16 protein-coding genes and 2 pseudogenes are annotated in these 19,119 nt (G+C 52.4%); 4 read left to right on the top strand and 14 right to left on the bottom strand.

The window, feature by feature from the left end:
- Positions 1-17: 17 nt before the first annotated feature.
- The 3 genes from HU143_RS12300 to blr all read right to left on the bottom strand — a co-directional run bounded on the left by HU143_RS12300 (position 18) and on the right by blr (position 1,184).
- Positions 18-458, bottom strand: coding sequence for a DUF2569 domain-containing protein (locus HU143_RS12300; RefSeq protein ID WP_000214061.1), 441 nt, complete (start codon positions 456-458; stop codon positions 18-20).
- 88 nt (positions 459-546) lie between these two features.
- A complete protein-coding gene (gene ydgT / locus HU143_RS12295; protein WP_000217946.1) occupies positions 547-762 on the bottom strand; it encodes a transcription modulator YdgT in 216 nt (71 codons plus the stop codon).
- Positions 763-1,058: 296 nt separating this feature from the next.
- Positions 1,059-1,184 carry a division septum protein Blr gene (blr, locus tag HU143_RS12290; RefSeq protein ID WP_001708800.1) on the bottom strand — a complete coding sequence of 42 codons (126 nt, stop codon included), beginning with the start codon at positions 1,182-1,184 and terminating at the stop codon, positions 1,059-1,061.
- A gap of 207 nt (positions 1,185-1,391) precedes the next feature.
- Here blr and HU143_RS12285 point away from each other — a divergent pair, with 207 nt between their 5' ends.
- Complete coding sequence (locus HU143_RS12285; RefSeq protein WP_000998242.1) at positions 1,392-2,432, top strand: oxidoreductase; 1,041 nt, start codon at positions 1,392-1,394, stop codon at positions 2,430-2,432.
- Between the two features lie 73 nt (positions 2,433-2,505).
- Here the strand turns inward: HU143_RS12285 and add are convergent, their stop codons facing one another.
- From add to manA, 5 genes and pseudogenes are all read right to left on the bottom strand, one after another.
- Complete coding sequence (add, locus tag HU143_RS12280; RefSeq protein WP_023227764.1) at positions 2,506-3,507, bottom strand: adenosine deaminase; 1,002 nt, start codon at positions 3,505-3,507, stop codon at positions 2,506-2,508.
- Between the two features lie 225 nt (positions 3,508-3,732).
- A pseudogene (locus tag HU143_RS12275) lies at positions 3,733-3,864 on the bottom strand (transcriptional regulator); the annotation flags it as partial.
- 9 nt (positions 3,865-3,873) lie between these two features.
- A pseudogene (locus HU143_RS12270) lies at positions 3,874-4,092 on the bottom strand (PTS sugar transporter subunit IIBC); the annotation flags it as partial.
- Positions 4,093-4,210: 118 nt separating this feature from the next.
- On the bottom strand, positions 4,211-5,719 hold the full coding sequence (locus HU143_RS12265; protein ID WP_000753341.1) for a YdgA family protein: 1,509 nt from the start codon (positions 5,717-5,719) through the stop codon (positions 4,211-4,213).
- Positions 5,720-5,821: 102 nt separating this feature from the next.
- Positions 5,822-6,997, bottom strand: coding sequence for a mannose-6-phosphate isomerase (manA, locus tag HU143_RS12260; RefSeq protein ID WP_023227763.1), 1,176 nt, complete (start codon positions 6,995-6,997; stop codon positions 5,822-5,824).
- Between the two features lie 199 nt (positions 6,998-7,196).
- On the opposite strand from manA, the gene fumB reads away from it, so the two are divergent.
- Both fumB and fumC read left to right on the top strand, forming a co-directional pair.
- Positions 7,197-8,843 carry a class I fumarate hydratase gene (gene fumB, locus HU143_RS12255; protein WP_000066601.1) on the top strand — a complete coding sequence of 549 codons (1,647 nt, stop codon included), beginning with the start codon at positions 7,197-7,199 and terminating at the stop codon, positions 8,841-8,843.
- Between the two features lie 167 nt (positions 8,844-9,010).
- Positions 9,011-10,414 carry a class II fumarate hydratase gene (gene fumC / locus HU143_RS12250; RefSeq protein ID WP_020839369.1) on the top strand — a complete coding sequence of 468 codons (1,404 nt, stop codon included), beginning with the start codon at positions 9,011-9,013 and terminating at the stop codon, positions 10,412-10,414.
- On the opposite strand, the gene tus is transcribed toward fumC, so the two are convergent.
- The 5 genes from tus to rstA form a co-directional block, all read right to left on the bottom strand.
- Positions 10,411-11,340 (bottom strand): DNA replication terminus site-binding protein, encoded by a 930-nt coding sequence (gene tus, locus HU143_RS12245; protein ID WP_053505551.1) that lies wholly within the window; start codon positions 11,338-11,340, stop codon positions 10,411-10,413. The two genes, fumC and tus, sit on opposite strands and share 4 nt — an antisense overlap.
- A 75-nt stretch (positions 11,341-11,415) precedes the next feature.
- Complete coding sequence (rstB, locus tag HU143_RS12240) at positions 11,416-12,717, bottom strand: two-component system sensor histidine kinase RstB (protein WP_023227474.1); 1,302 nt, start codon at positions 12,715-12,717, stop codon at positions 11,416-11,418.
- Positions 12,718-12,828: 111 nt separating this feature from the next.
- Positions 12,829-14,535 carry an amidohydrolase gene (locus HU143_RS12235; RefSeq protein WP_072162118.1) on the bottom strand — a complete coding sequence of 569 codons (1,707 nt, stop codon included), beginning with the start codon at positions 14,533-14,535 and terminating at the stop codon, positions 12,829-12,831.
- Positions 14,536-14,687: 152 nt separating this feature from the next.
- Positions 14,688-15,839, bottom strand: a complete 1,152-nt coding sequence (ompS2, locus tag HU143_RS12230; RefSeq protein ID WP_023138129.1) for a porin OmpS2 — start codon at positions 15,837-15,839, stop codon at positions 14,688-14,690.
- Between the two features lie 479 nt (positions 15,840-16,318).
- Positions 16,319-17,050: a two-component system response regulator RstA gene (gene rstA, locus HU143_RS12225; RefSeq protein WP_001080048.1), complete on the bottom strand. Its 732-nt coding sequence runs from the start codon at positions 17,048-17,050 to the stop codon at positions 16,319-16,321.
- 126 nt (positions 17,051-17,176) lie between these two features.
- Between rstA and HU143_RS12220 the strand changes: the two genes are divergently transcribed.
- The gene (locus tag HU143_RS12220; protein WP_000524877.1) at positions 17,177-17,512 is read left to right on the top strand and encodes a GlpM family protein; all 336 of its coding nucleotides are present in this window, start codon (positions 17,177-17,179) and stop codon (positions 17,510-17,512) included.
- Between the two features lie 61 nt (positions 17,513-17,573).
- On the opposite strand, the gene HU143_RS12215 is transcribed toward HU143_RS12220, so the two are convergent.
- Positions 17,574-18,956 (bottom strand): amino acid permease, encoded by a 1,383-nt coding sequence (locus HU143_RS12215; protein WP_000412353.1) that lies wholly within the window; start codon positions 18,954-18,956, stop codon positions 17,574-17,576.
- Between the last annotated feature and the right edge of the window lie 163 nt (positions 18,957-19,119).

The raw sequence follows: 19,119 nt of genomic DNA, 5'->3' as shown, positions 1-19,119 counted from the left end.
GGTTAACTGTAGGGTTATTACGGATTAACAAACGTTGTTTTAACGCGCGCTGAACGTTTGAGATAAGGCACAATGAGCGCCGTCGCCAACAGTGGGAAGAGTAACTGACGCACGGCAAAGGCATCTGAGACGGGCGAAAAGGCAAATGCTTTAACCGCCAGTAACACCGACACCAGCAGCCAGATAATGTAATGCTTCGGCACGCAGCGTCTGCGCTTGAAGAATGCGATCGTCAACCACAGGGTATAGTACCACATGGCGATAGCGGTAATAAATGAAATGCCCCATAGCAGTAAATTACCGGTTTCCTGTCCGCTAAGCGTCTTGAACGTTTGCGGTGTGGCAAGCGCCATAACGTAGAGTAATAACGCCAGCGAGGCGCTCAACAACGCGACTAACAGCCAGGCTAACGGGCCAAGAAGCCAGCCTCCAATTCGTTGTGGCGGTGTTGTAGTCATATCTTCTCCGGGGTTACGCGCGTTAACGGTCATGCCGCTCATTTTGGGGCAAATATTATAAGGTTTTTGATGTTAAACGCTACTTTCTTTATTGCACATAGCGCCAGACGGATTGCGGAACCTGACCTACATCAAACAGGCGTCCTCCGGAAACCAGCTCGGCACGGCGGTGATCTGCAGCGCGATACATATTAACGATGTCCATGTCATCAGTAAGGGTATAGTTAAGGTGGTCGAACAGTTTTTCCAGACTTTCGAGCGAACTAATTTTGCGGAATTTTAATAGATAATCCTGAACAGTCATATAAAGTTGATCCATATTAAATATAATGCCAACGGAGTAGTCACTGATAAAAAATAAACAAAATTGCACCAGTGAGAGGTCAGGGGTGCAGGTAAAAAGGGAATATTCTTACCGGTAAAGAGTCAGGCGCCACATGGCGCCTGGGGCGAAAGGTTAACGCGCTTTCCTACAACAGGCAATAAACGTCAGACCAGATAGAACATATTTCGTTTTTTTTGCCGGTTTTTGACTTTTCTTTGCACCCCCGGGGCGCCGCTTACCGTACCACGCGAAAACGCCTTTACATTATCTGACGCTTACTTCTTCTGAACGGAAGCCGTGGGCTCTGGTGGTTGGTAATTGTCAATATGGTTGGCAATACCTAAAAGAATGACTGAGATAACGAGAACTATCCACCCAGTTAATTCAATAAGACGATTCATTATTGACGACATTTGCTTTGATTTATCCATAAACACAGGGGGTAAATGTTACTTTCCTGGCGAACGATCGGCAAGAGGGAGGGAAACGTTTTCAGCCTCTGTTCTGTAACAAGTTAATCATTTGATGCTACGTTGATGGTCAGGACGCTATTGCGGCTAATCGCACGATGGTGTGGAATAGCGATATCTAAAACCGGAGGCAGTGAGATGAATGACAAAATCCGCGTTGGGTTAATCGGTTATGGCTACGCCAGTAAAACCTTTCATGCGCCCTTAATTATGGGAACGCCAGGGCTAGAGCTTGCGGCGGTATCCAGCAGCGATGAAACAAAAGTGAAAGCAGATTGGCCGGCGGTTTCCGTGGTCTCTGAGCCCCGACATTTATTTAACGATCCGCATATCGACCTGATCGTGATCCCGACGCCCAACGATACCCATTTCCCGCTGGCGAAAGCTGCGCTGGAAGCCGGTAAGCATGTGGTGGTTGATAAACCCTTTACCGTGACACTGTCACAGGCGCGAGAGTTGGATGCGCTAGCGCGGAGCACTGGCCGGGTACTTTCCGTCTTCCACAACCGACGCTGGGACAGCGATTTTTTGACGCTGAAAGCCTTGCTGGCGGATGGCGTGCTCGGCGAGGTGTCCTTGTTTGAATCCCACTTTGATCGCTTTCGTCCCCAGGTGCGCGACCGCTGGCGCGAGCAAGGCGGGCCGGGAAGTGGTATCTGGTACGATCTGGCGCCGCACTTGTTGGATCAGGCCATTCAACTTTTTGGCCTGCCGGTCAGCATGACGGTGGATTTAGCGCAACTGCGTCCGGGCGCGCAATCTACAGATTATTTCCACGCGATTTTATCCTACCCCCAGCGCCGCGTGATTTTGCACGGTACGATGCTGGCCGCGGCGGAATCCGCGCGATACATCGTTCATGGTTCGCGCGGTAGCTATGTTAAATATGGCCTCGATCCCCAGGAAGAACGGTTAAAAAACGGCGAGCGTTTACCGCAGGAAGACTGGGGATACGACATGCGTGACGGCGTATTGACCCTGGTTGAGGGAGAGACGCGCAAAGAAGAGAACTGGCTTACGTTGCCGGGTAACTATCCGGCATATTATGCCGCTATCCGCGATGCGTTAAACGGTAACGGTGAAAATCCCGTGCCGGCAAGCCAGGCGATTCAAATTATGGAGTTGATTGAACTGGGCATGGAATCGGCAAAACATCGCGCGACGCTGTGTCTTGCCTGAGATGTCGCATTTCTCCGCCTGGGATAGCATTAAACCGCAGGCGGAGAAGAGCGTTAGTGTCAATAAAGCAATCTTACGCCGCGGCCACTTTTTCGCGCAGCGCACGTTTTTCGCTATCGCTCAGAAAGGCGATTTCCAGACCGTTAATCTGCGCCTGGCGAATCTGTTCGCGGCTCAATCCTGCCGCTGGCGCGGCGACATGATATTCATGGATAATATCTACGCCCTGAACAGCCGGATCGTCCGTATTAAGACTGGCGAGAACGCCATGCTCAAGGAAGGTTTTGAGTGGATGATCCGCCAGCGATGCGACGGTACTGGTCTGAATATTCGAGGTCAGACAGGATTCAATACCGATACGCTGCTGTGCAAGAAAATCCATTAACGCGCGATCTTCGACAGCTTTTACTCCATGTCCGATACGTTCGGCCCCCAGTTCGCGAATCGCCTGCCAGATACTTTCCGGCCCTGCGGCTTCGCCAGCGTGAACGGTAATATGCCAGCCCGCATCGCGCGCCCGATTAAAGTGCGACAAAAACAGACTGCCGGGAAAGCCCAGCTCATCACCGGCTAAATCCAGCGCGGTGATTTTCTCTCTGTGCGCCAGCAGCGCATCAAGCTCCTGTAAACATGCCGCCTCGCCGAAGGTACGGCTCATAATGCCAATGAGTCGTGCCTCGACGCCAAACGTGTTACAGCCGTCGCGTACACCGTCGATAACGGCTTCAACCACGCCTGCGATCGGTAACTGATGCGCCATCGCCATATAGCCGGGCGAAAAGCGAAGCTCGACGTAATGCAGGCCGTTACGTGCGGCATCTTCAATATTTTCAAAGGCCACACGGCGGCAGGCGTCAAGCGATGCCAGGACTTTTACCCCCCAATCGAGCTTCGTGAGAAAGCTCACTAAATCGGGTTCGGTTGAGGTGACCTGGACATGCGGAATCAGCATTTCCAGCGTTTGGGCGGGAAGGGCGATGTTGAACTGCCGACCAAGATCCAGAATTGTTTGGGCGCGAATGTTGCCATCAAGGTGGCGGTGGATGTCAGTCAAAGGAAGCGTAATATCAATCATGGGCGCACTCAATTTTTAATAAAAGTGCGCACCATTATACTACAGATTGATAATGCTCTGGAAATTTTGCAAAAACGGAGTCATTACGTTGCAACTTCGCGAGAGCGCGGGAGAAATTTTGTATCATTCTCTTTAACGCGCCCCCGGTCAGCTCACGGGGGCCGTCTCTGTTATCGCCTCTCAGGATAAAGGGTCAACCCCCCGCTTGTAGACAGTATCAGCGAACGGTGCGGTGGCAAAATCCATATCCGAGATCGTAAAGGGGAGCAGATCGGCTTCGCCAAAACGATCGGCGACATAATCCCACTACGTACACCATGTCCCGCGTCGGTCAACTTCCTGTGAAAAATCGAACATATCCCTTCCTTATGCCTGAACGGTATTCATCAGGCCAACCATTTCATCTTTTACCGACTGAACCTGCGGGCCGATAATTACCTGCAAATTATGCTGATTGAGCTGTACGATGCCTGTCGCGTGATTGTCCTTCAATGCCTGGACATCGACAAACGACATATCTTTCACTGACAGGCGTAGGGGGATGCAGTTGTCCAGACTCACGATGTTTTCCGTGCCGTCTAATGCTCACGACGAGCACCATGTGCGGAGTCAAACGATAGCCGCTCGCCTGGTAACGCAAAAGTAGAGGCTGCGCGTCGTTCGGCGCAGACCGGGTGCAGCGTCGCGACACCCGGCAAGGCGATTATTGTTGAGGCAGCGCCGGAACGTCCGGAACGGAAAGCGCCGGCATCCCAAACAGGCCGACAAAGTCTTCCAACGGCATTTTTTGTCCGTTGAGCGTGATCTGGCCATTGGCGTACTGCAAACTGGAGGCGATAGTATTATCCTTCAGCGTTGTCAGTCGGAACATCTGACCCATTGCGGACAGCCCCTGCACCTGCTGTTTTGCCAGTTTTTCCGCATCATCCTGCTGATAGCCTTCCAGTTTTGCTATCTGCGTCATAAACTCGACCGCCATGTCCATCGGAATTGCCAGTTTCGCATCCAGCGATTTCACGGAGCGGTCGACTTCCTGCGCCAGCGTTTGCGGTTGTGCCGTTGTGGTTGCCGGATCTTTGAGGAACAGCGACAGATTCAGCGTGGTTTCTCCTTTGGCGTTTTTCCAGCTAAGCGGCGCCAGGGTCAGTACCGGATCGCCTTTTAACAACACGGGGAGAGCGCTAAAGAACGCTTCAGTGACTTTTTGCTGATAAAGCTCAGGATTCTGCGCCACGTCCGGCTGATTCAGCAGCGCCTGCGTTTGCGCATGATATTGCTGACTAAACTGGTGCCAGGCTTCGCCGTCGATTTGACCGACTTTCAGCGTTAATTTACCGCTGCCCAAATCCTGATTCTGCACTTTCAGGCTGTTAAGCGAGTAATCCAACTGGCTGTTAATGGTTTTTCCGTCGTTGACGAGATCGGACTTGCCGGCAATTTCCATCCCTTCCAGCACCGCCATCTCTTTACCCTCAATGGCGATGGACAGTTTATCCAGCGTTAACTTTTGGTCGCCTACACGCTCGCCAAAGCTTGCCAGCTTACTGGTACCGTCTGTTTTCAAATTATTAAAGGTGAGTTGTACCTTCTGATTATATTCGTTAACGGCATCGACAAGGCCGCTCTGCGCTTCGCCTGACAGCGAAACCACATTACCGTCTTTATCGGCGTTAAGCTGGAACTCGCCGCCGCTAAAGGCGACTTTTTCACCGGCATTCTCGTAGTTTAACGGCTTGAGAGAGATATCGGAGCGGGTATCGCCGCCATAACCAATGCGGGTATTGATGACAAAGGGCGTGTCGCCTTTCGCGATATCAAAGAGGGGTTTTGCCGCATCGTTATTCACCAGCGTGGTTTTTACCGACGCCATAGAAGGGATCAGATTGAGCGTTTTGAGCTGGGCGAGCGGGAAGGGGCCATGTGAAACGGACTCGTCCAGCACAATGCTTTGCCCGGGCTTCAACCAGGTAGTGTCTGCGCCGGCAACCGGTTTGACAACCAGTTGCAGATGGCTACTGAACACGCCACGCTGGTAGTTTTGATAACTTAATTCGACACCGGCCTCCGGCGCAGTACGCTTGAGCTGTTCATTGGCCTGAGTCACCATTTCTGAAAGATGGTTCTCCAGCTTTTTCCCCGTATACCAGGCGCCGCCTGTCCAGACGATGCCAAGTGCAATCACTACACCTGCAGCTACCAGTGTTTTTTTCATATCAATTGTCCATAAAAATGAAACCAGGCGGATTAAACCGCCTGGAGGAGTTTTACGTCTGTTATAAGCTTAGCAAGAGTTGTTAAAAAATTCAGTACGTTGCTACAGCTTGTTATAAACACGCGCTAAACGGCCTGTGCCGCTGGCGTTAACCGGAGACTCATCCGCGCCGATAAAGGCCGATTCACCCGGCTTCAGTACCAGACGCTGTTCATCTTTACGTAACACCGCCTCACCCTCAACGCAGAACAGAATCGCGGCGCTGTGTTGGCCGATGCTCGTCTCCTGAAGCGCCAGGTCGTGCAGTGAAAAAGCAAAATCGTCAACCGGAATTGGGAAGTCCAGCTCCGCGCCGCTTTTCACCGGGGCAGTCAGCAACTCGCCGGCAGGTTTAGGTTCGAACTTCACGTTCGCGACCAGCTCAGGGATGTCGATATATTTTGGCGTAAGGCCAGCGCGCAGAACGTTATCGGAGTTCGCCATGACTTCCAGCGCAACGCCCTGCAGATAAGCATGAGGCGTTTCGGCAAACAGGAACATCGCCTCGCCGGGATTCAGTTTGACCACATTCAGCAACAAAGGAGAGAAAAGCCCGCTGTCGTCAGGATAATACTCTGAAATCACGCGGATCGTTTGCCACGGTTCGCCTTGCTGGCTGTTAAGCGCCGCTTTGAGTACGGCTAACGCGCGGGATTTTTCTTCGCCTTGCATATTCAACAGGCTGGCGAAAAGCTGGCTCAGACGTTCAGCATTCGGCGCCTGCAAAAAGTGGGCGATAGCGGAATGCGCGCCGGCGACAGGTTGCAGTAAAGAGACAATGTCAGAAAATTCGCGGAACGCGTTCATCGCCAGGAAAGGCGTCAGGGCAAAAACCAGCTCTGGTTTATGGTTAGGATCTTTATAGTTCCGCTCTGCGGCATCCATGGGGATACCCGCCGCATTTTCTTTCGCGAAACCGATTTCGGAATTGCGCTTATTCGGGTGCACCTGAATAGAGAGCGGCTGCGCGGCGCACAGTACTTTAAACAGAAACGGCAGTTCGCCGAAACGGTTGGCTACCGCTTCGCCCAGCATGGCGGTTTTATTCTTTTCGATGGCGTCACGCAGGGAGACGGTTTCGCCGTTGGTGGTGGTGATTCGCGAGCTGCTTTTGGGATGCGCGCCCATCCAGAGTTCAGCCATTGGCTGCTGCTGCGGATTGGCGATGCCATAAAGTTCCGTTAACGCAGTTTTACTTCCCCAGGCATAGTTTTGCACTGAGTTAATGAGTTTTTGCATTATCAAGCCCTGTTTCAATGTGGAGATCAATGGGAGGTATTAAACCAAGAAACCCGCATGAAGTAACCTCCGGGCGTAAAAAGTCGTACTTGTCTCAGTTTTTGTTAAAAAATTGTGTAGGATAGTGTTACTCGCTTTGAGTCGGGCAATGGAACACCTGCCCAGAGAATAACCATACCGAGCGGTAAGTGAGAGCACAATGTCAAACAAACCCTTCTTTTATCAAGACCCTTTTCCCCTCAAAAAGGACGATACCGAGTACTACTTGTTGACCAGCGAACATGTTTCCGTCGCCGAATTCGAAGGACAAGAGATCCTGAAAGTCGCGCCGGAAGCGCTAACGTTGTTGGCGCGTCAGGCCTTCCACGATGCGTCTTTTATGTTACGTCCCGCGCATCAGCAGCAGGTGGCGGATATTCTGCGCGATCCGCAGGCCAGTGAAAACGACAAATATGTCGCGCTGCAATTCCTGCGAAACTCCGATATCGCGGCCAAGGGCGTGTTGCCCACCTGCCAGGATACCGGTACGGCCATTATTGTCGGCAAAAAAGGCCAACGGGTCTGGACTGGCGGAGGTGATGAAGCGGCGCTGGCTCGCGGCGTATATAATACCTATATCGAAGATAACCTGCGCTATTCACAGAACGCGGCGCTGGATATGTACAAAGAGGTCAATACCGGTACTAACCTGCCGGCGCAGATCGATCTCTACAGCGTCGATGGCGATGAATATAAATTCCTCTGTATCGCTAAAGGCGGCGGATCGGCGAATAAAACCTACCTCTATCAGGAGACAAAAGCGCTTCTGACGCCGGGTAAGCTCAAAAATTATCTCGTCGATAAGATGCGTACGCTGGGCACCGCCGCCTGTCCGCCGTATCACATTGCGTTTGTCATTGGCGGCACCTCGGCGGAAGCGAACCTGAAGACCGTTAAGCTGGCCTCGGCAAAATACTATGATGCGCTACCGACCGAAGGCAATGAACACGGGCAGGCCTTCCGCGATATTGAGCTGGAAAAAGAATTGTTGCTTGAGGCGCAAAATCTTGGCTTAGGCGCGCAGTTCGGCGGCAAGTATTTCGCTCACGATATTCGTGTCATCCGATTGCCGCGCCACGGGGCATCGTGTCCGGTAGGTATGGGCGTGTCCTGCTCCGCGGATCGAAACATTAAAGCGAAGATCAACCGGGACGGGATCTGGATCGAGAAGCTGGAGCGCAATCCCGGTAAATATATTCCAGAGGCGCTGCGCCAGGCGGGAGAGGGCGAGGCGGTGCGCGTTGATCTTAACCGTCCCATGAGCGAGATACTGCAACAACTGTCGCAGTATCCGGTATCAACGCGCCTGTCGCTGAACGGCACGATTATTGTGGGCCGCGACATCGCGCACGCTAAACTGAAAGAACGGATGGACAGAGGCGAAGGTTTGCCGCAGTACATCAAAGATCATCCTATCTATTATGCGGGGCCGGCAAAAACGCCGGAAGGGTACGCCTCCGGGTCGCTTGGGCCGACTACCGCAGGACGGATGGACTCTTATGTTGATCAGCTCCAGTCGCAGGGCGGCAGTATGATCATGCTGGCGAAAGGCAACCGCAGCCAGCAGGTGACCGATGCCTGTAAGAAACATGGCGGCTTCTACCTGGGCAGTATCGGCGGCCCGGCAGCCGTTCTGGCGCAGGGCAGTATCAAGCGCCTGGAGTGCGTGGAATATCCTGAACTGGGTATGGAGGCTATCTGGAAAATTGAAGTGGAGGATTTTCCGGCCTTTATTCTGGTGGATGATAAAGGCAACGATTTCTTCCAGCAGATTCAGTCATCGCAGTGCGCGCGCTGCGTTAAGTAATGTCGCCGCCCTGCGGGGCGGTAACATGATTCGCTATTTTGCCGGAGAACGGCGCAAGCGCCTTATCCGGTCTACACCGTTGTGTTGTTATCGTTAATACTCATAAGACCGCAAACATGTGAGCAATGTCGACACATGATCTCATCAACTTGAGTAAGGAGCAGGTAATGGTAACGGTACGCCGCGAGAAAGATTCAATGGGCGCGATTGAAGTCCCGGCAGATAAACTGTGGGGAGCGCAGACTCAACGTTCGCTGGAGCATTTTCGGATTTCCACGGAGAAAATGCCCGTCTCGCTCATTCACGCTCTGGCGTTGACCAAGCGCGCTGCTGCGAAGGTCAACCAGGACTTAGGGTTGTTGGCGGCGGAAAAAGCCAGCGCGATTATCCAGGCGGCTGATGAAGTGCTGGCGGGAAAACATGCTGATGAGTTTCCGCTGGCGATTTGGCAGACCGGGTCCGGTACGCAAAGCAACATGAATATGAATGAGGTGTTAGCGAACCGCGCCAGTGAAATTTTGGGCGGCGTTCGCGGTATGGAACGCAAGGTGCATCCCAATGATGACGTCAATAAGAGTCAAAGCTCAAACGATGTGTTCCCAACCGCCATGCACGTGGCGGCGTTACTGGCGTTACGCGAACACCTCATCCCGCAATTATCCGCATTAACGGATACGCTTCGCGATAAATCCCACGCTTTCGCCGATATTGTCAAAATTGGCCGTACTCACCTGCAGGACGCGACGCCGCTCACCTTAGGCCAGGAGATTTCCGGTTGGGTAGCCATGCTGGAACATAACCTCAGGCACATTGAGCACAGTTTACCGCACGTCGCGGAACTGGCGCTCGGCGGAACCGCAGTGGGGACAGGGCTTAATACCCACCCGGAATATGCCCGGCGCGTGGCCGAGGAACTGGCGACGATTACCGCAGCGCCGTTTGTTACCGCCCCGAATAAATTCGAAGCGCTGGCGACCTGTGACGCGTTGGTACAGGCGCATGGCGCATTAAAAGGACTGGCGGCCTCGCTGATGAAAATCGCCAATGATGTTCGCTGGCTGGCGTCCGGCCCGCGCTGCGGCATTGGCGAGATTGCTATCCCGGAGAATGAGCCAGGCAGTTCCATTATGCCTGGTAAAGTGAACCCGACCCAGTGTGAAGCGGTAACGATGCTATGTTGCCAGGTGATGGGTAACGATGTGGCCATCAATATGGGGGGCGCATCGGGCAACTTTGAGCTCAACGTCTATCGTCCGATGGTTATTCATAATTTTCTGCAAACGGTGCGCCTGCTGGCCGATGGCATGGCGAGTTTCAATCAACACTGTGCGTCAGGAATCGAGCCAAACCGCGAGCGTATTACGCAGTTGCTGAATGAGTCGCTGATGCTGGTCACTGCGCTCAATACGCACATCGGTTACGATAAAGCGGCGGAGATTGCGAAGAAGGCGCATAAAGAAGGGCTGACGCTCAAAGCCTCAGCCGTGGCATTAGGATACCTTAGCGTCGAGGAGTTCGACGCCTGGGTACGTCCGGAGTTAATGGTTGGCAGTATGACGCCGGGACGTTAATCCGCCACATACAGGTGCAGTCGCGGAATAATCAGTCGCAGCGGCTGCGCCTGTGGTTTAAAACGGTGCTGAATATTATCGGCGTCATAGTTTTCCAGCCCGCCAATATCCGGCACGCCAGCGCCGTTGTCCGTGTTGATTAATGCGATAATCGGCGTGGGGCAGGCGTGTTGCACCTGTTTCTGCTGGCCTTTATACCAGATGCGGGCGATCGGCTGTACTTTAACCGGACGCTTAATCTTGAGTCGGGCCTGCTGCGGTAAGGCAGCGATATCCTGATATTCCCGTTCCAGCTTGAATTGCCATTGTTCGCGCGTCCACGGCGGGACGCTGCGCGGCGACGCGAGGCTTTTTTTCAACTGGCTCAGAACCTCATCCCGGCTTAAATTTTTAATAATATGTTTATTTGCCCAGCCGAAACGTATGGTGGCGGGGTTATTGATAAGCGTCAGCGTGCGGTAAGCGTTCAGCGTAATTAAGCCGGGGAGATGCCGATGCACCCACTCAAAACGTGCCGCTGAGGGAAGACCGGACTCTACCGTAACCATCTGCTCGAAGGTGGTTTTCAACTGGTTAATGCGCTGTATCTGATTTTCCAGATCTAACTGTGTCGCATTATCCACTTGATAGCATAAGACGCCAGGCAGGCGGACGGCGGCTTTACTGCTGCGGTTTTCGGACTGCTGTTGAATAAACAAATGGCGATAGTGACGTAGCGCCAGCGCTTCGGCCTCTTTCCCCAGATGTTGCGTTACCTCGATAGTATCCAGCGGCGCATGTTCTGCCTCTTTGGTCACCTGCGGCAGTGAAAAGACACGGGCGATAAGTAGCGAATGCTGCTGTAGATTATCCGACAGCGCCGCCAGGTGTTGTTCTATCTGGCGAAAAGTGCCATTCAGGCGTTCAACGAGATCGTAGCGGGACATGGTATCACTTACTTTAGTTACAACATACTATCTGTATAGCACAGTTCCCGCCGCTCAACCAGCGTGCAAAATGCGTCAGGCAGCGGTCATGTCGGGCATCGCGTGCCAGACCGGCCAGCGAAAGCTAAATTTTGCGCCGCCCAGTTTGCTCTCGTCACAGACGACGCTACCGCCCATCGCCAGGGCGATAGAGTGTACGATGGCGAGTCCAAGCCCGCAGCCGCCTGTCGCCCGGTCTCTACTGGGGTCGAGTCTGACAAAAGGTTCAAATATGCGCTCACGCGCATCCGCTTCAATGCCGGGGCCATCATCTTCGACTAACAACGTTGCCTGACTGCCGTCGAGTAACAGACTGACCTGAACGGTGGTACGACTGTAGCGCAACGCATTATTCAGCAGGTTATCCAGCACTCGCGACATTAACCGCATATCAAGCGCGCCATAATCGCCGATTACAGATGTGAGAAGGTTTACGGCACGTTCCGGGGTCACGCTCTGCACATCCTGCAAATGCGCGAGCAACCAGGCGGGGAGGTCGGGTTCGGTCAACATCAGTTCATTTTGTGGTCGGTCAAGGCGCGCATAGGTGAGCAGTTCTTCAATCAGCGCTTCCAGTTGACCAATATCGCGATTGAGCGCCTGTGATTCCGGCGGTGTCAGATTTTCACTCATTTCAAGCCGATAGCGTAAACGTACCAGCGGCGTGCGAAGCTCATGGGCGATACCGTCAATCAGCTGTTTTTTACTGGCGATCAGAGCATTAATGTTATCCGCCATCTGGTTGAACGCGACGCCCAGACGTTCGAAACTGGAACCATTATCGAAGTGCAGGCGTTCAGTCAAATGACCCTCGCCAAAGCGCTGCGCGGCGGATTCGAGCCTGAGCATTTCTTGCCAGTGCGGGCGCATCCAGATAAACACAGGAAAGGCGAGAGAAAAAGCAATGAGCGCCATTAAGGCGATATCCAGCAGTCGCATTTGATGCAGGAAATAGAGATAGGGAACCGGGCCAACCGCCAGGACGTAATGGCTGCGCGGGATACGCTGAATAAAGGTGTATTGATCGTCAAGCGCGACAATATCGCCTTCACGCAGTCGCTGCGTGGTGGCGGCATCAAGCTTATAGTGATTTAACGGTTCAACGCGTAAATCGAAAGAGAGGTTCAGGTCCATCTCTTTTAACGTTTTCCCCCATTCACGCGGCGGAATTTCCCGCAGTTCGCTGCGCATCAGATAGAGCGAACTTTTCATCAGATCGTCGAGCGATTGCCTGCCCGCGCGTTCGGCGGTGAATTTGTACACCAGTCCGACCAATAAGGTCATGACCAGAAAACAGACGAACAGCAAAAGGTAAAACTGCACAAACAGCTTTTTCATCAACGCCCACCGGATCTCAATACATTAGCTCTATCGCGGCGCTGGGGGAAAAGATTTCCCGTCAGCGCCGCTGGTGGGTTATAAAAGCAGGCTTTGCGTCAACTGACAACCTCATTGTCCGGCGTTAAGGTCCGGACTTTCGTGAACAATGCGTCCATCGACAAGCGTCAAAACAGCGCGAATGGTATCAATTCTGTCTTCCGGCATCGTCATAAATGGCTGATTGAGCACCGCCAGATCGGCCTGTTTTCCGACGCTAAGCTGGCCCCGGTGTTGTTCGGCAAAGGCGAGCCAGGCGGCATGACGTGTATATAACGCTAGCGCTTCCAGACGCGTGAGCCGCTCGCTGGCGGGTTTACGCACGGAACCGCCTGACGCTATACCGGTGATATGATATTCGATAGCGTGCCAGACACCGGCAATGCCAATACGTGTCGAATCGGTACCGCCAGCTACGACAAGCCCTTTATCCAGCGCCAGTCGAACCGGCGGCGAATTGTCCGTCGCACCGGGTGGGTTGGCGTCACGGATGGCAAGCCCCTCAAAGTAAGGCCCCATTTGCACAGTGTATGCCAGACCCAGCTTACGCATTCGCTCAAGCGTCTGTGGCGAACCGGTATTCAGATGCGCAATAGACCAGCGGAGAGGGCGCAGATCGTACTGCTGCGCTACCTGCTCAAAAATCGTCAATATCGCGTCGGCGCTGTCATCGGTATAGGCGTGGATCTCAAGCGGTATTCCCCGTTTTGCCGCAAACGTCGCGACCTGGCGAAGCGCGGTTTTGTCCTGCTCTGAGGAAGAAAACCCTGGGGCCATCCGCACGCCGTCATTCATTCCGGCCACCAGGCTTTCCCCCAGGCCAAGAAAAGCCAGTTGCCCGTCATCGGCACGCGCCGGGCGAAAGGCCATCAGGTTGCTGAACCACTGCGCTTCATGACCTTTCGCTTCCGGCTGTACCGGAATGCGATACCCCACGCGCAGCGGTAAATCCCCCTGGTTTCGCATTGCAAATAAAGGCTCATAAGCGGCGGCAGGCCCGGCAGAGGGGTCAATGATGCCGGTCACGCCGCGAGCGTTCATATCAGCGAAAAATTCCCGCAGACCGCCCTCGCGATCGGCGTTACTACTTATGCTGGCAAAAAGCTGGTTAAACGCGGCGATGTCACCAAATAATTTCCCCGTGGCGCTACCTTTTGCGTCGCGCTCTACGCGGATTCCCGCTAAATCAGGAGGAGGGGTGTCGTTAAGGCCAAGTACGTCTATACCGCGCTGATTCACTAACGCATAGTCGTAAAGATACTGAATATAAGCTGGATGATCGGGAAGGGCGTGGCTCAGTTCGGCTACCGTCGGCGCCCGGTTTTCTGCAAATTGCGCCGGTATCCATGATCCCACTACGGCTACCCATTGATCGTGGGGACGACGGTTCGCGTCGGCGCGTAATTTATCCAGCGCGTCTTTAAGCGAAGGGCTGTCGTACCAGTAGGTTTCGAATGTCCAGGTTTGTCCGCCGCGAATGGCGTGGATGTGGGTATCGGTCAGGCCGGGTATCACGGTTTTACCCTGTAAATCGATGGTACGGGTATGGTCGCCGCGCCATTCATTTGTCGCCGTATCATCGCCAATCGCCACAATCCGCGAGCCGGAAATCGCCAGCGCGCTGGCCTGCGGCTGGGCATCATTCAGAGTGATGATATTACCGTTATGTAAAATAATATCCGCTGCCGGGCGGGCGGCGGTGGCTGCGCCTGTGGCCGTGAGCAGAAAGAGAAGCGCGGTTCTGGAAATCAGAGACGGGACGAGACTGATCATTAGCATGTTCCTTTTGTCGGGCGATAAGCAAACCATAGAGAGCGAACAAGAATTGTTCAATCTGTGCCCAGGGAACAGTGCGTTCTGTTTTTAGAACGGTGGTAATGAAAAAAGAAAAGCCCGCCGAAACGGCGGGCTTGAGAAGAGTTAATGAATAATTAGAACTGGTAAACCATACCCAGCGCGACGATATCATCAGTGCTGATACCGGCATCTTTATAGAACGGGTCGTCATCATCCAGCAGGTTGATTTTATAATCAACATAGGTGGAGAAGTTTTTGTTGAAATAGTAGGTAGCACCTACATCAGCATATTTAACCAGGTCTTTATCATCGCCATTAACGTTGTTATAGGTCAGATCTTTACCTTTAGACATCAGGAAAGAAACCGCCGGGCGCAGACCGAAATCAAATTGATATTGGGCTGTAACTTCGAAGTTTTGCGTTTTGTTTGCTACGCCGCCAGCATAACCCGCATCCGTTTTACCATAAGGCGTCATATTACGGGTTTCAGAATACATAGTCGCTAAATAGATGTTGTTGGCATCATATTTCAAGCCAGCTGTCCATGCATCCGCTTTGTCGCCGCCAGCAATCGTGCCGCCAGCATTGACTTGCTCATTAGTACGATCGGAAGTGGTATACGCAGCGCCTGCGCTGAAGCCCATGCCAATATCATAGGTAGTAGAAATACCGAAGCCATCACCGTTATCGTAACGAATATCGTCGCCATTATTACGGTTATTGGTACCGATATTTACATCGTCAGCGCTTTGGCTTTCATTTTTACCCTGATATTGCAACGCGAAGTTCAGACCGTCTACCAGACCGAAGAAATCAGTGTTACGGTAGGTGGCCACGCCGTTAGCACGACCGGTCATGTAGTTGTCAGCGTAAGTATAGGAGTCGCCGCCGAACTCAGGCAGCATATCGGTCCAGCCTTCCACGTCGTACAGGACGCCGTAGTTACGACCATAGTCGAATGAGCCGTAGTCGCCGAATTTCAGGCCGGCGAATGCCAGACGAGTCCAGGAATTAGCGCCTTCGCCTTCGGTAGTGTTAGCCTGAACGTTATATTCCCACTGGCCGTAACCGGTCAGTTGGTCGTTAATCTGTGTTTCGCCTTTAAAGCCGACACGCATATAGGTCTGATCGCCATCTTTAGAAGAGTCATCAGAGAAATAGTGCAGGCCGTCTACTTTCCCGTAAAGGTCCAGTTTGTTGCCGTCTTTGTTATAAATTTCAGCGGCGTGTGCTGCGCCAGCAGCCAGCAGAGCCGGGATGACAAGTGCCAATACTTTTCTTTTCATTTTTTTATCCTTAAAAACTTAACTTATTTGCAAAAGATTGAACTTCTACAGATTCGTTGAATCAAAGGCATCCTAATCTGAATAATATTATTTCAGCAAATGCTAACTTTTCTTATATGTTATTAATTAATACAAAAGTTACTATCGGAAACGCATATATTTATGGTGAATATATTTGTTATTATATATTCATGGTTGTGATTTGTTTTGTTTCACAATTTGCGAAAAAAGACGGCAATATAGCGGCGGGCAGACATTCTGTTATCAATTTTGTGAACTGGCTTCGAGTTTTTTTAATTTAATTTTCTTGAGCGAAAAAGACGTAATGATGAACCGAAACGCAGAGAAAACGGTAATAAAGGGGCCGTTTCGACTAATAAAAATAGCATTCATGTATGCAATGTCTGTTTTTTGAACAGTGGCGGTGATGAGCATCGCCACTATGACTTAATAAAGGCAGGTAAAATCTGTCGGCTAACTTATCCCGTCGTTTCGTCCCAGGCATGAGGGGCAAAAAGATAGCCTTTATTGCGAATGGTCTTTATACGATAGGGCTCAGCAGCGCTATCCAGCAGTTTCTTACGCAGGCGGGAAATCGCCACATCCACGCTGCGATCCAGACCATCATAATTGACGCCGCGCAGCGTTTTTAGCAACGCGTCGCGATCCATAATTTGTCCGGCGTGTGTCGCCAGTTCCCAGAGCAATTCAAAATCGGCGGTGGAGAGCGATATGAAATCGCCATTGAGCTGGACCGCCCGGTTAAGGGGATCGATGGTTAACGCGCCAAAACGCAGCGCTTTATGCGGCGTAAGCGCGCTCTCCTGAAGACTTTTTGCCTGTTGCGTTTGTTCGCTTTGCCGCAGATGTAAGCGCAGACGCGCCAGCAAAACGGCCGGAGGCGTGGTTTTGAGGATGTAGTCGCAGGCGCCCATCTCCAGCGCCAGAATATGATTCATATCACTGTCCAGCGAGGTGAGCAGGACAATCGGGCCTTGCCAGCGGTGGCGTAAATCGCGGCATATCGTCATGCCATCTTTACCTGGAAGCATAATATCCAGTAAAACCAGGTCGGGCTGAGTGGTGAGGATAAGATCCTCTGCCCGGTCACCACGCGGCTCAACAATGACATCAATATCATGTTTCGCCAGATAAGCGGCAATGAGCGAACCCACTTCAGCGTCGTCTTCAACAAATACAATGCGGTTCATATTATAAATGGGGAATAGAAAACGCCAACATACACCGCCTCTGTTTTCCCTTCCATAAATCTTTTCTAAACGAGAGCGGTTCCGTTATGCTACACGCTGTTGTTATTAGCATGTTAAGGCAAGGTAATGGGACTCGTGATTAAAGCTGCCCTGGGGGCGCTGGTCGTCGTATTGATTGGTCTGCTGTCAAAAACGAAAAATTATTATATCGCCGGATTAATTCCTCTGTTTCCAACGTTTGCGCTTATCGCGCACTATATCGTGGCTAGCGAGCGGGGCATCGACGCGATGCGTACCACCATCGTCTTTAGCATGTGGTCGATCATTCCTTATTTCATTTATCTTGCAACGCTATGGTATTTCAGCGGCGTGATGCGCCTGCCCGTCGCGCTTGGCGGTGCGGTGGTCTGCTGGGGGCTAAGCGCGTGGCTGCTGATTTTTTGCTGGATTAAATGGCATTAATATTGGCAAAGACCGTGGTTTCCCCATCGTAATACAGACGGATATTACGATAGGGAGGTTGTTAACCCACCAGCATCCACGTAGCCGGAACCGCCGCGACCAGCAATAAACCAATCAGCACGACTTCCTGACGATTTAATACATTGTCATGCTTGTGCGTCCGACGCGCATACAGGAAAACCAGTAATCCAGGCGCGTACAGTACGACGGACAGCAGCAGGTGCATAGGGCCCGACGCATATAATAACCATAAGCCATAAATACAGGCTCCGATACCGACCGCCCGATGGAGGGGACGCGTTGCAATCTTCAGCAGAAATGCGCCGACCAGAAAGTAGGGCACCAGAATCATTTCTGACGCAATCGTCAATAGCGTGTTGTAGTCCGAACCGGTCAGCCAGATCAGCACCAGACAGATTTGCACACAGATATTGGTGAGCCATAACGATGCAGAAGGCGCGCCTTGCGCATTTTGTCGCGCGAAGATGCCCGGGAAGGATTTATAGGCTGCCGCCAGAAACGGCACCTCTGCCGCCATGATAGTCCAGCTTAGATAAGCCCCGCAGACAGACACAATCAGTCCCGCTGCAATAATAATTTCTCCCCACGGCCCCATCATTTTCACCATCAGACCGGCCATCGACGGGTTGCGCATCTCCGCCAGTTCCGGACGCGCAAGAACGCCAAGAGAAAGCAGCGTGACCAGGAGATATATTCCCAGCGCTGCGAGTACTGCCAGTAGCGTGGCGCGGCCTACATCGCGTTTATTTTTCGCTCGGGCCGAGACGACGACGGCGCCTTCAACGCCAATAAACACCCACAGCGTAATAAGCATGGTGTTCTTGACCTGTTCCCATACGGGAATACCGAGTTCAACACCGGTGAAGTCCAGTGTGAAGGTATCCAGTTTGAACATCATGATAGCCAGCACAATAAACGCGCCGAGCGGTAACAGTTTCGCCAGAGTCGCAACCAGATTGATGCTGGCTGCCGTTTGTACGCCGCGCAGGATGAGGAAATGGACAATCCAGAGCAGGACTGAAGCGCCGACAATAGCCTGCCAGGTATTACCGTCGCCAAACAGACGCAGGGCAGGCGTATCGGTAAAGAAACTCAGCGCTGAAAAGACGATAACCAAATAGGATACGTTGGCGATGACCGCGCACAGCCAATAGCCCCAGGCAGAACAAAAGCCAATCAGTTCGCCGAAGCCTTCGCGGGCGTAAGTAAAGATGCCGCCGTCAAGCTCGGAGCGAATGCGCGTAAGGATTAACATGGCGAATGCCAGTAGGAGTATCCCCACGCCGGTAATGGCCCAGCCAATTAACAACGCAGCCGGACTGGCAACGGCGGCCATATTCTGGGGCAGACTGAAAACACCTGCGCCAAGCATTGAGCTTAAAACCAGCGCGGTCAGCGCGCTCAGTCCCAGTTTTTTTTCCATTGGTATCCAGCTATAAAAATGAAATTGGAAGAATAATTATTATGGCAAAACGCATAAAAATGGTGAAAGCCACTAAGGCGCGGGATTTTACGGAGAGAAGGGACCGCATGCAACGGCCTGGATAAGATTTATCGCCAAAAAAGCGAAAAGTGAGATTCATCGC

The organism is Salmonella sp. SJTUF14076, from assembly GCF_015534835.1.
Taxonomy (GTDB): domain Bacteria; phylum Pseudomonadota; class Gammaproteobacteria; order Enterobacterales; family Enterobacteriaceae; genus Salmonella; species Salmonella enterica.
Note: the sequence above shows the minus strand (reverse complement) of the source record. Positions and strands in the feature narration are given on the sequence as shown.

What these genes read in the sequence shown, in the direction of transcription:
- HU143_RS12300 (WP_000214061.1), bottom strand. Translation starts at nt 458, where the DNA reads ATGACTACAACACCGCCACAACGAATTGGAGGCTGGCTTCTTGGCCCG.
- ydgT (WP_000217946.1), bottom strand. Translation starts at nt 762, where the DNA reads ATGACTGTTCAGGATTATCTATTAAAATTCCGCAAAATTAGTTCGCTC.
- blr (WP_001708800.1), bottom strand. Translation starts at nt 1,184, where the DNA reads ATGAATCGTCTTATTGAATTAACTGGGTGGATAGTTCTCGTTATCTCA.
- HU143_RS12285 (WP_000998242.1), top strand. Translation starts at nt 1,392, where the DNA reads ATGAATGACAAAATCCGCGTTGGGTTAATCGGTTATGGCTACGCCAGT.
- add (WP_023227764.1), bottom strand. Translation starts at nt 3,507, where the DNA reads ATGATTGATATTACGCTTCCTTTGACTGACATCCACCGCCACCTTGAT.
- HU143_RS12265 (WP_000753341.1), bottom strand. Translation starts at nt 5,719, where the DNA reads ATGAAAAAAACACTGGTAGCTGCAGGTGTAGTGATTGCACTTGGCATC.
- manA (WP_023227763.1), bottom strand. Translation starts at nt 6,997, where the DNA reads ATGCAAAAACTCATTAACTCAGTGCAAAACTATGCCTGGGGAAGTAAA.
- fumB (WP_000066601.1), top strand. Translation starts at nt 7,197, where the DNA reads ATGTCAAACAAACCCTTCTTTTATCAAGACCCTTTTCCCCTCAAAAAG.
- fumC (WP_020839369.1), top strand. Translation starts at nt 9,011, where the DNA reads ATGGTAACGGTACGCCGCGAGAAAGATTCAATGGGCGCGATTGAAGTC.
- tus (WP_053505551.1), bottom strand. Translation starts at nt 11,340, where the DNA reads ATGTCCCGCTACGATCTCGTTGAACGCCTGAATGGCACTTTTCGCCAG.
- rstB (WP_023227474.1), bottom strand. Translation starts at nt 12,717, where the DNA reads ATGAAAAAGCTGTTTGTGCAGTTTTACCTTTTGCTGTTCGTCTGTTTT.
- HU143_RS12235 (WP_072162118.1), bottom strand. Translation starts at nt 14,535, where the DNA reads ATGCTAATGATCAGTCTCGTCCCGTCTCTGATTTCCAGAACCGCGCTT.
- ompS2 (WP_023138129.1), bottom strand. Translation starts at nt 15,839, where the DNA reads ATGAAAAGAAAAGTATTGGCACTTGTCATCCCGGCTCTGCTGGCTGCT.
- rstA (WP_001080048.1), bottom strand. Translation starts at nt 17,050, where the DNA reads ATGAACCGCATTGTATTTGTTGAAGACGACGCTGAAGTGGGTTCGCTC.
- HU143_RS12220 (WP_000524877.1), top strand. Translation starts at nt 17,177, where the DNA reads ATGGGACTCGTGATTAAAGCTGCCCTGGGGGCGCTGGTCGTCGTATTG.
- HU143_RS12215 (WP_000412353.1), bottom strand. Translation starts at nt 18,956, where the DNA reads ATGGAAAAAAAACTGGGACTGAGCGCGCTGACCGCGCTGGTTTTAAGC.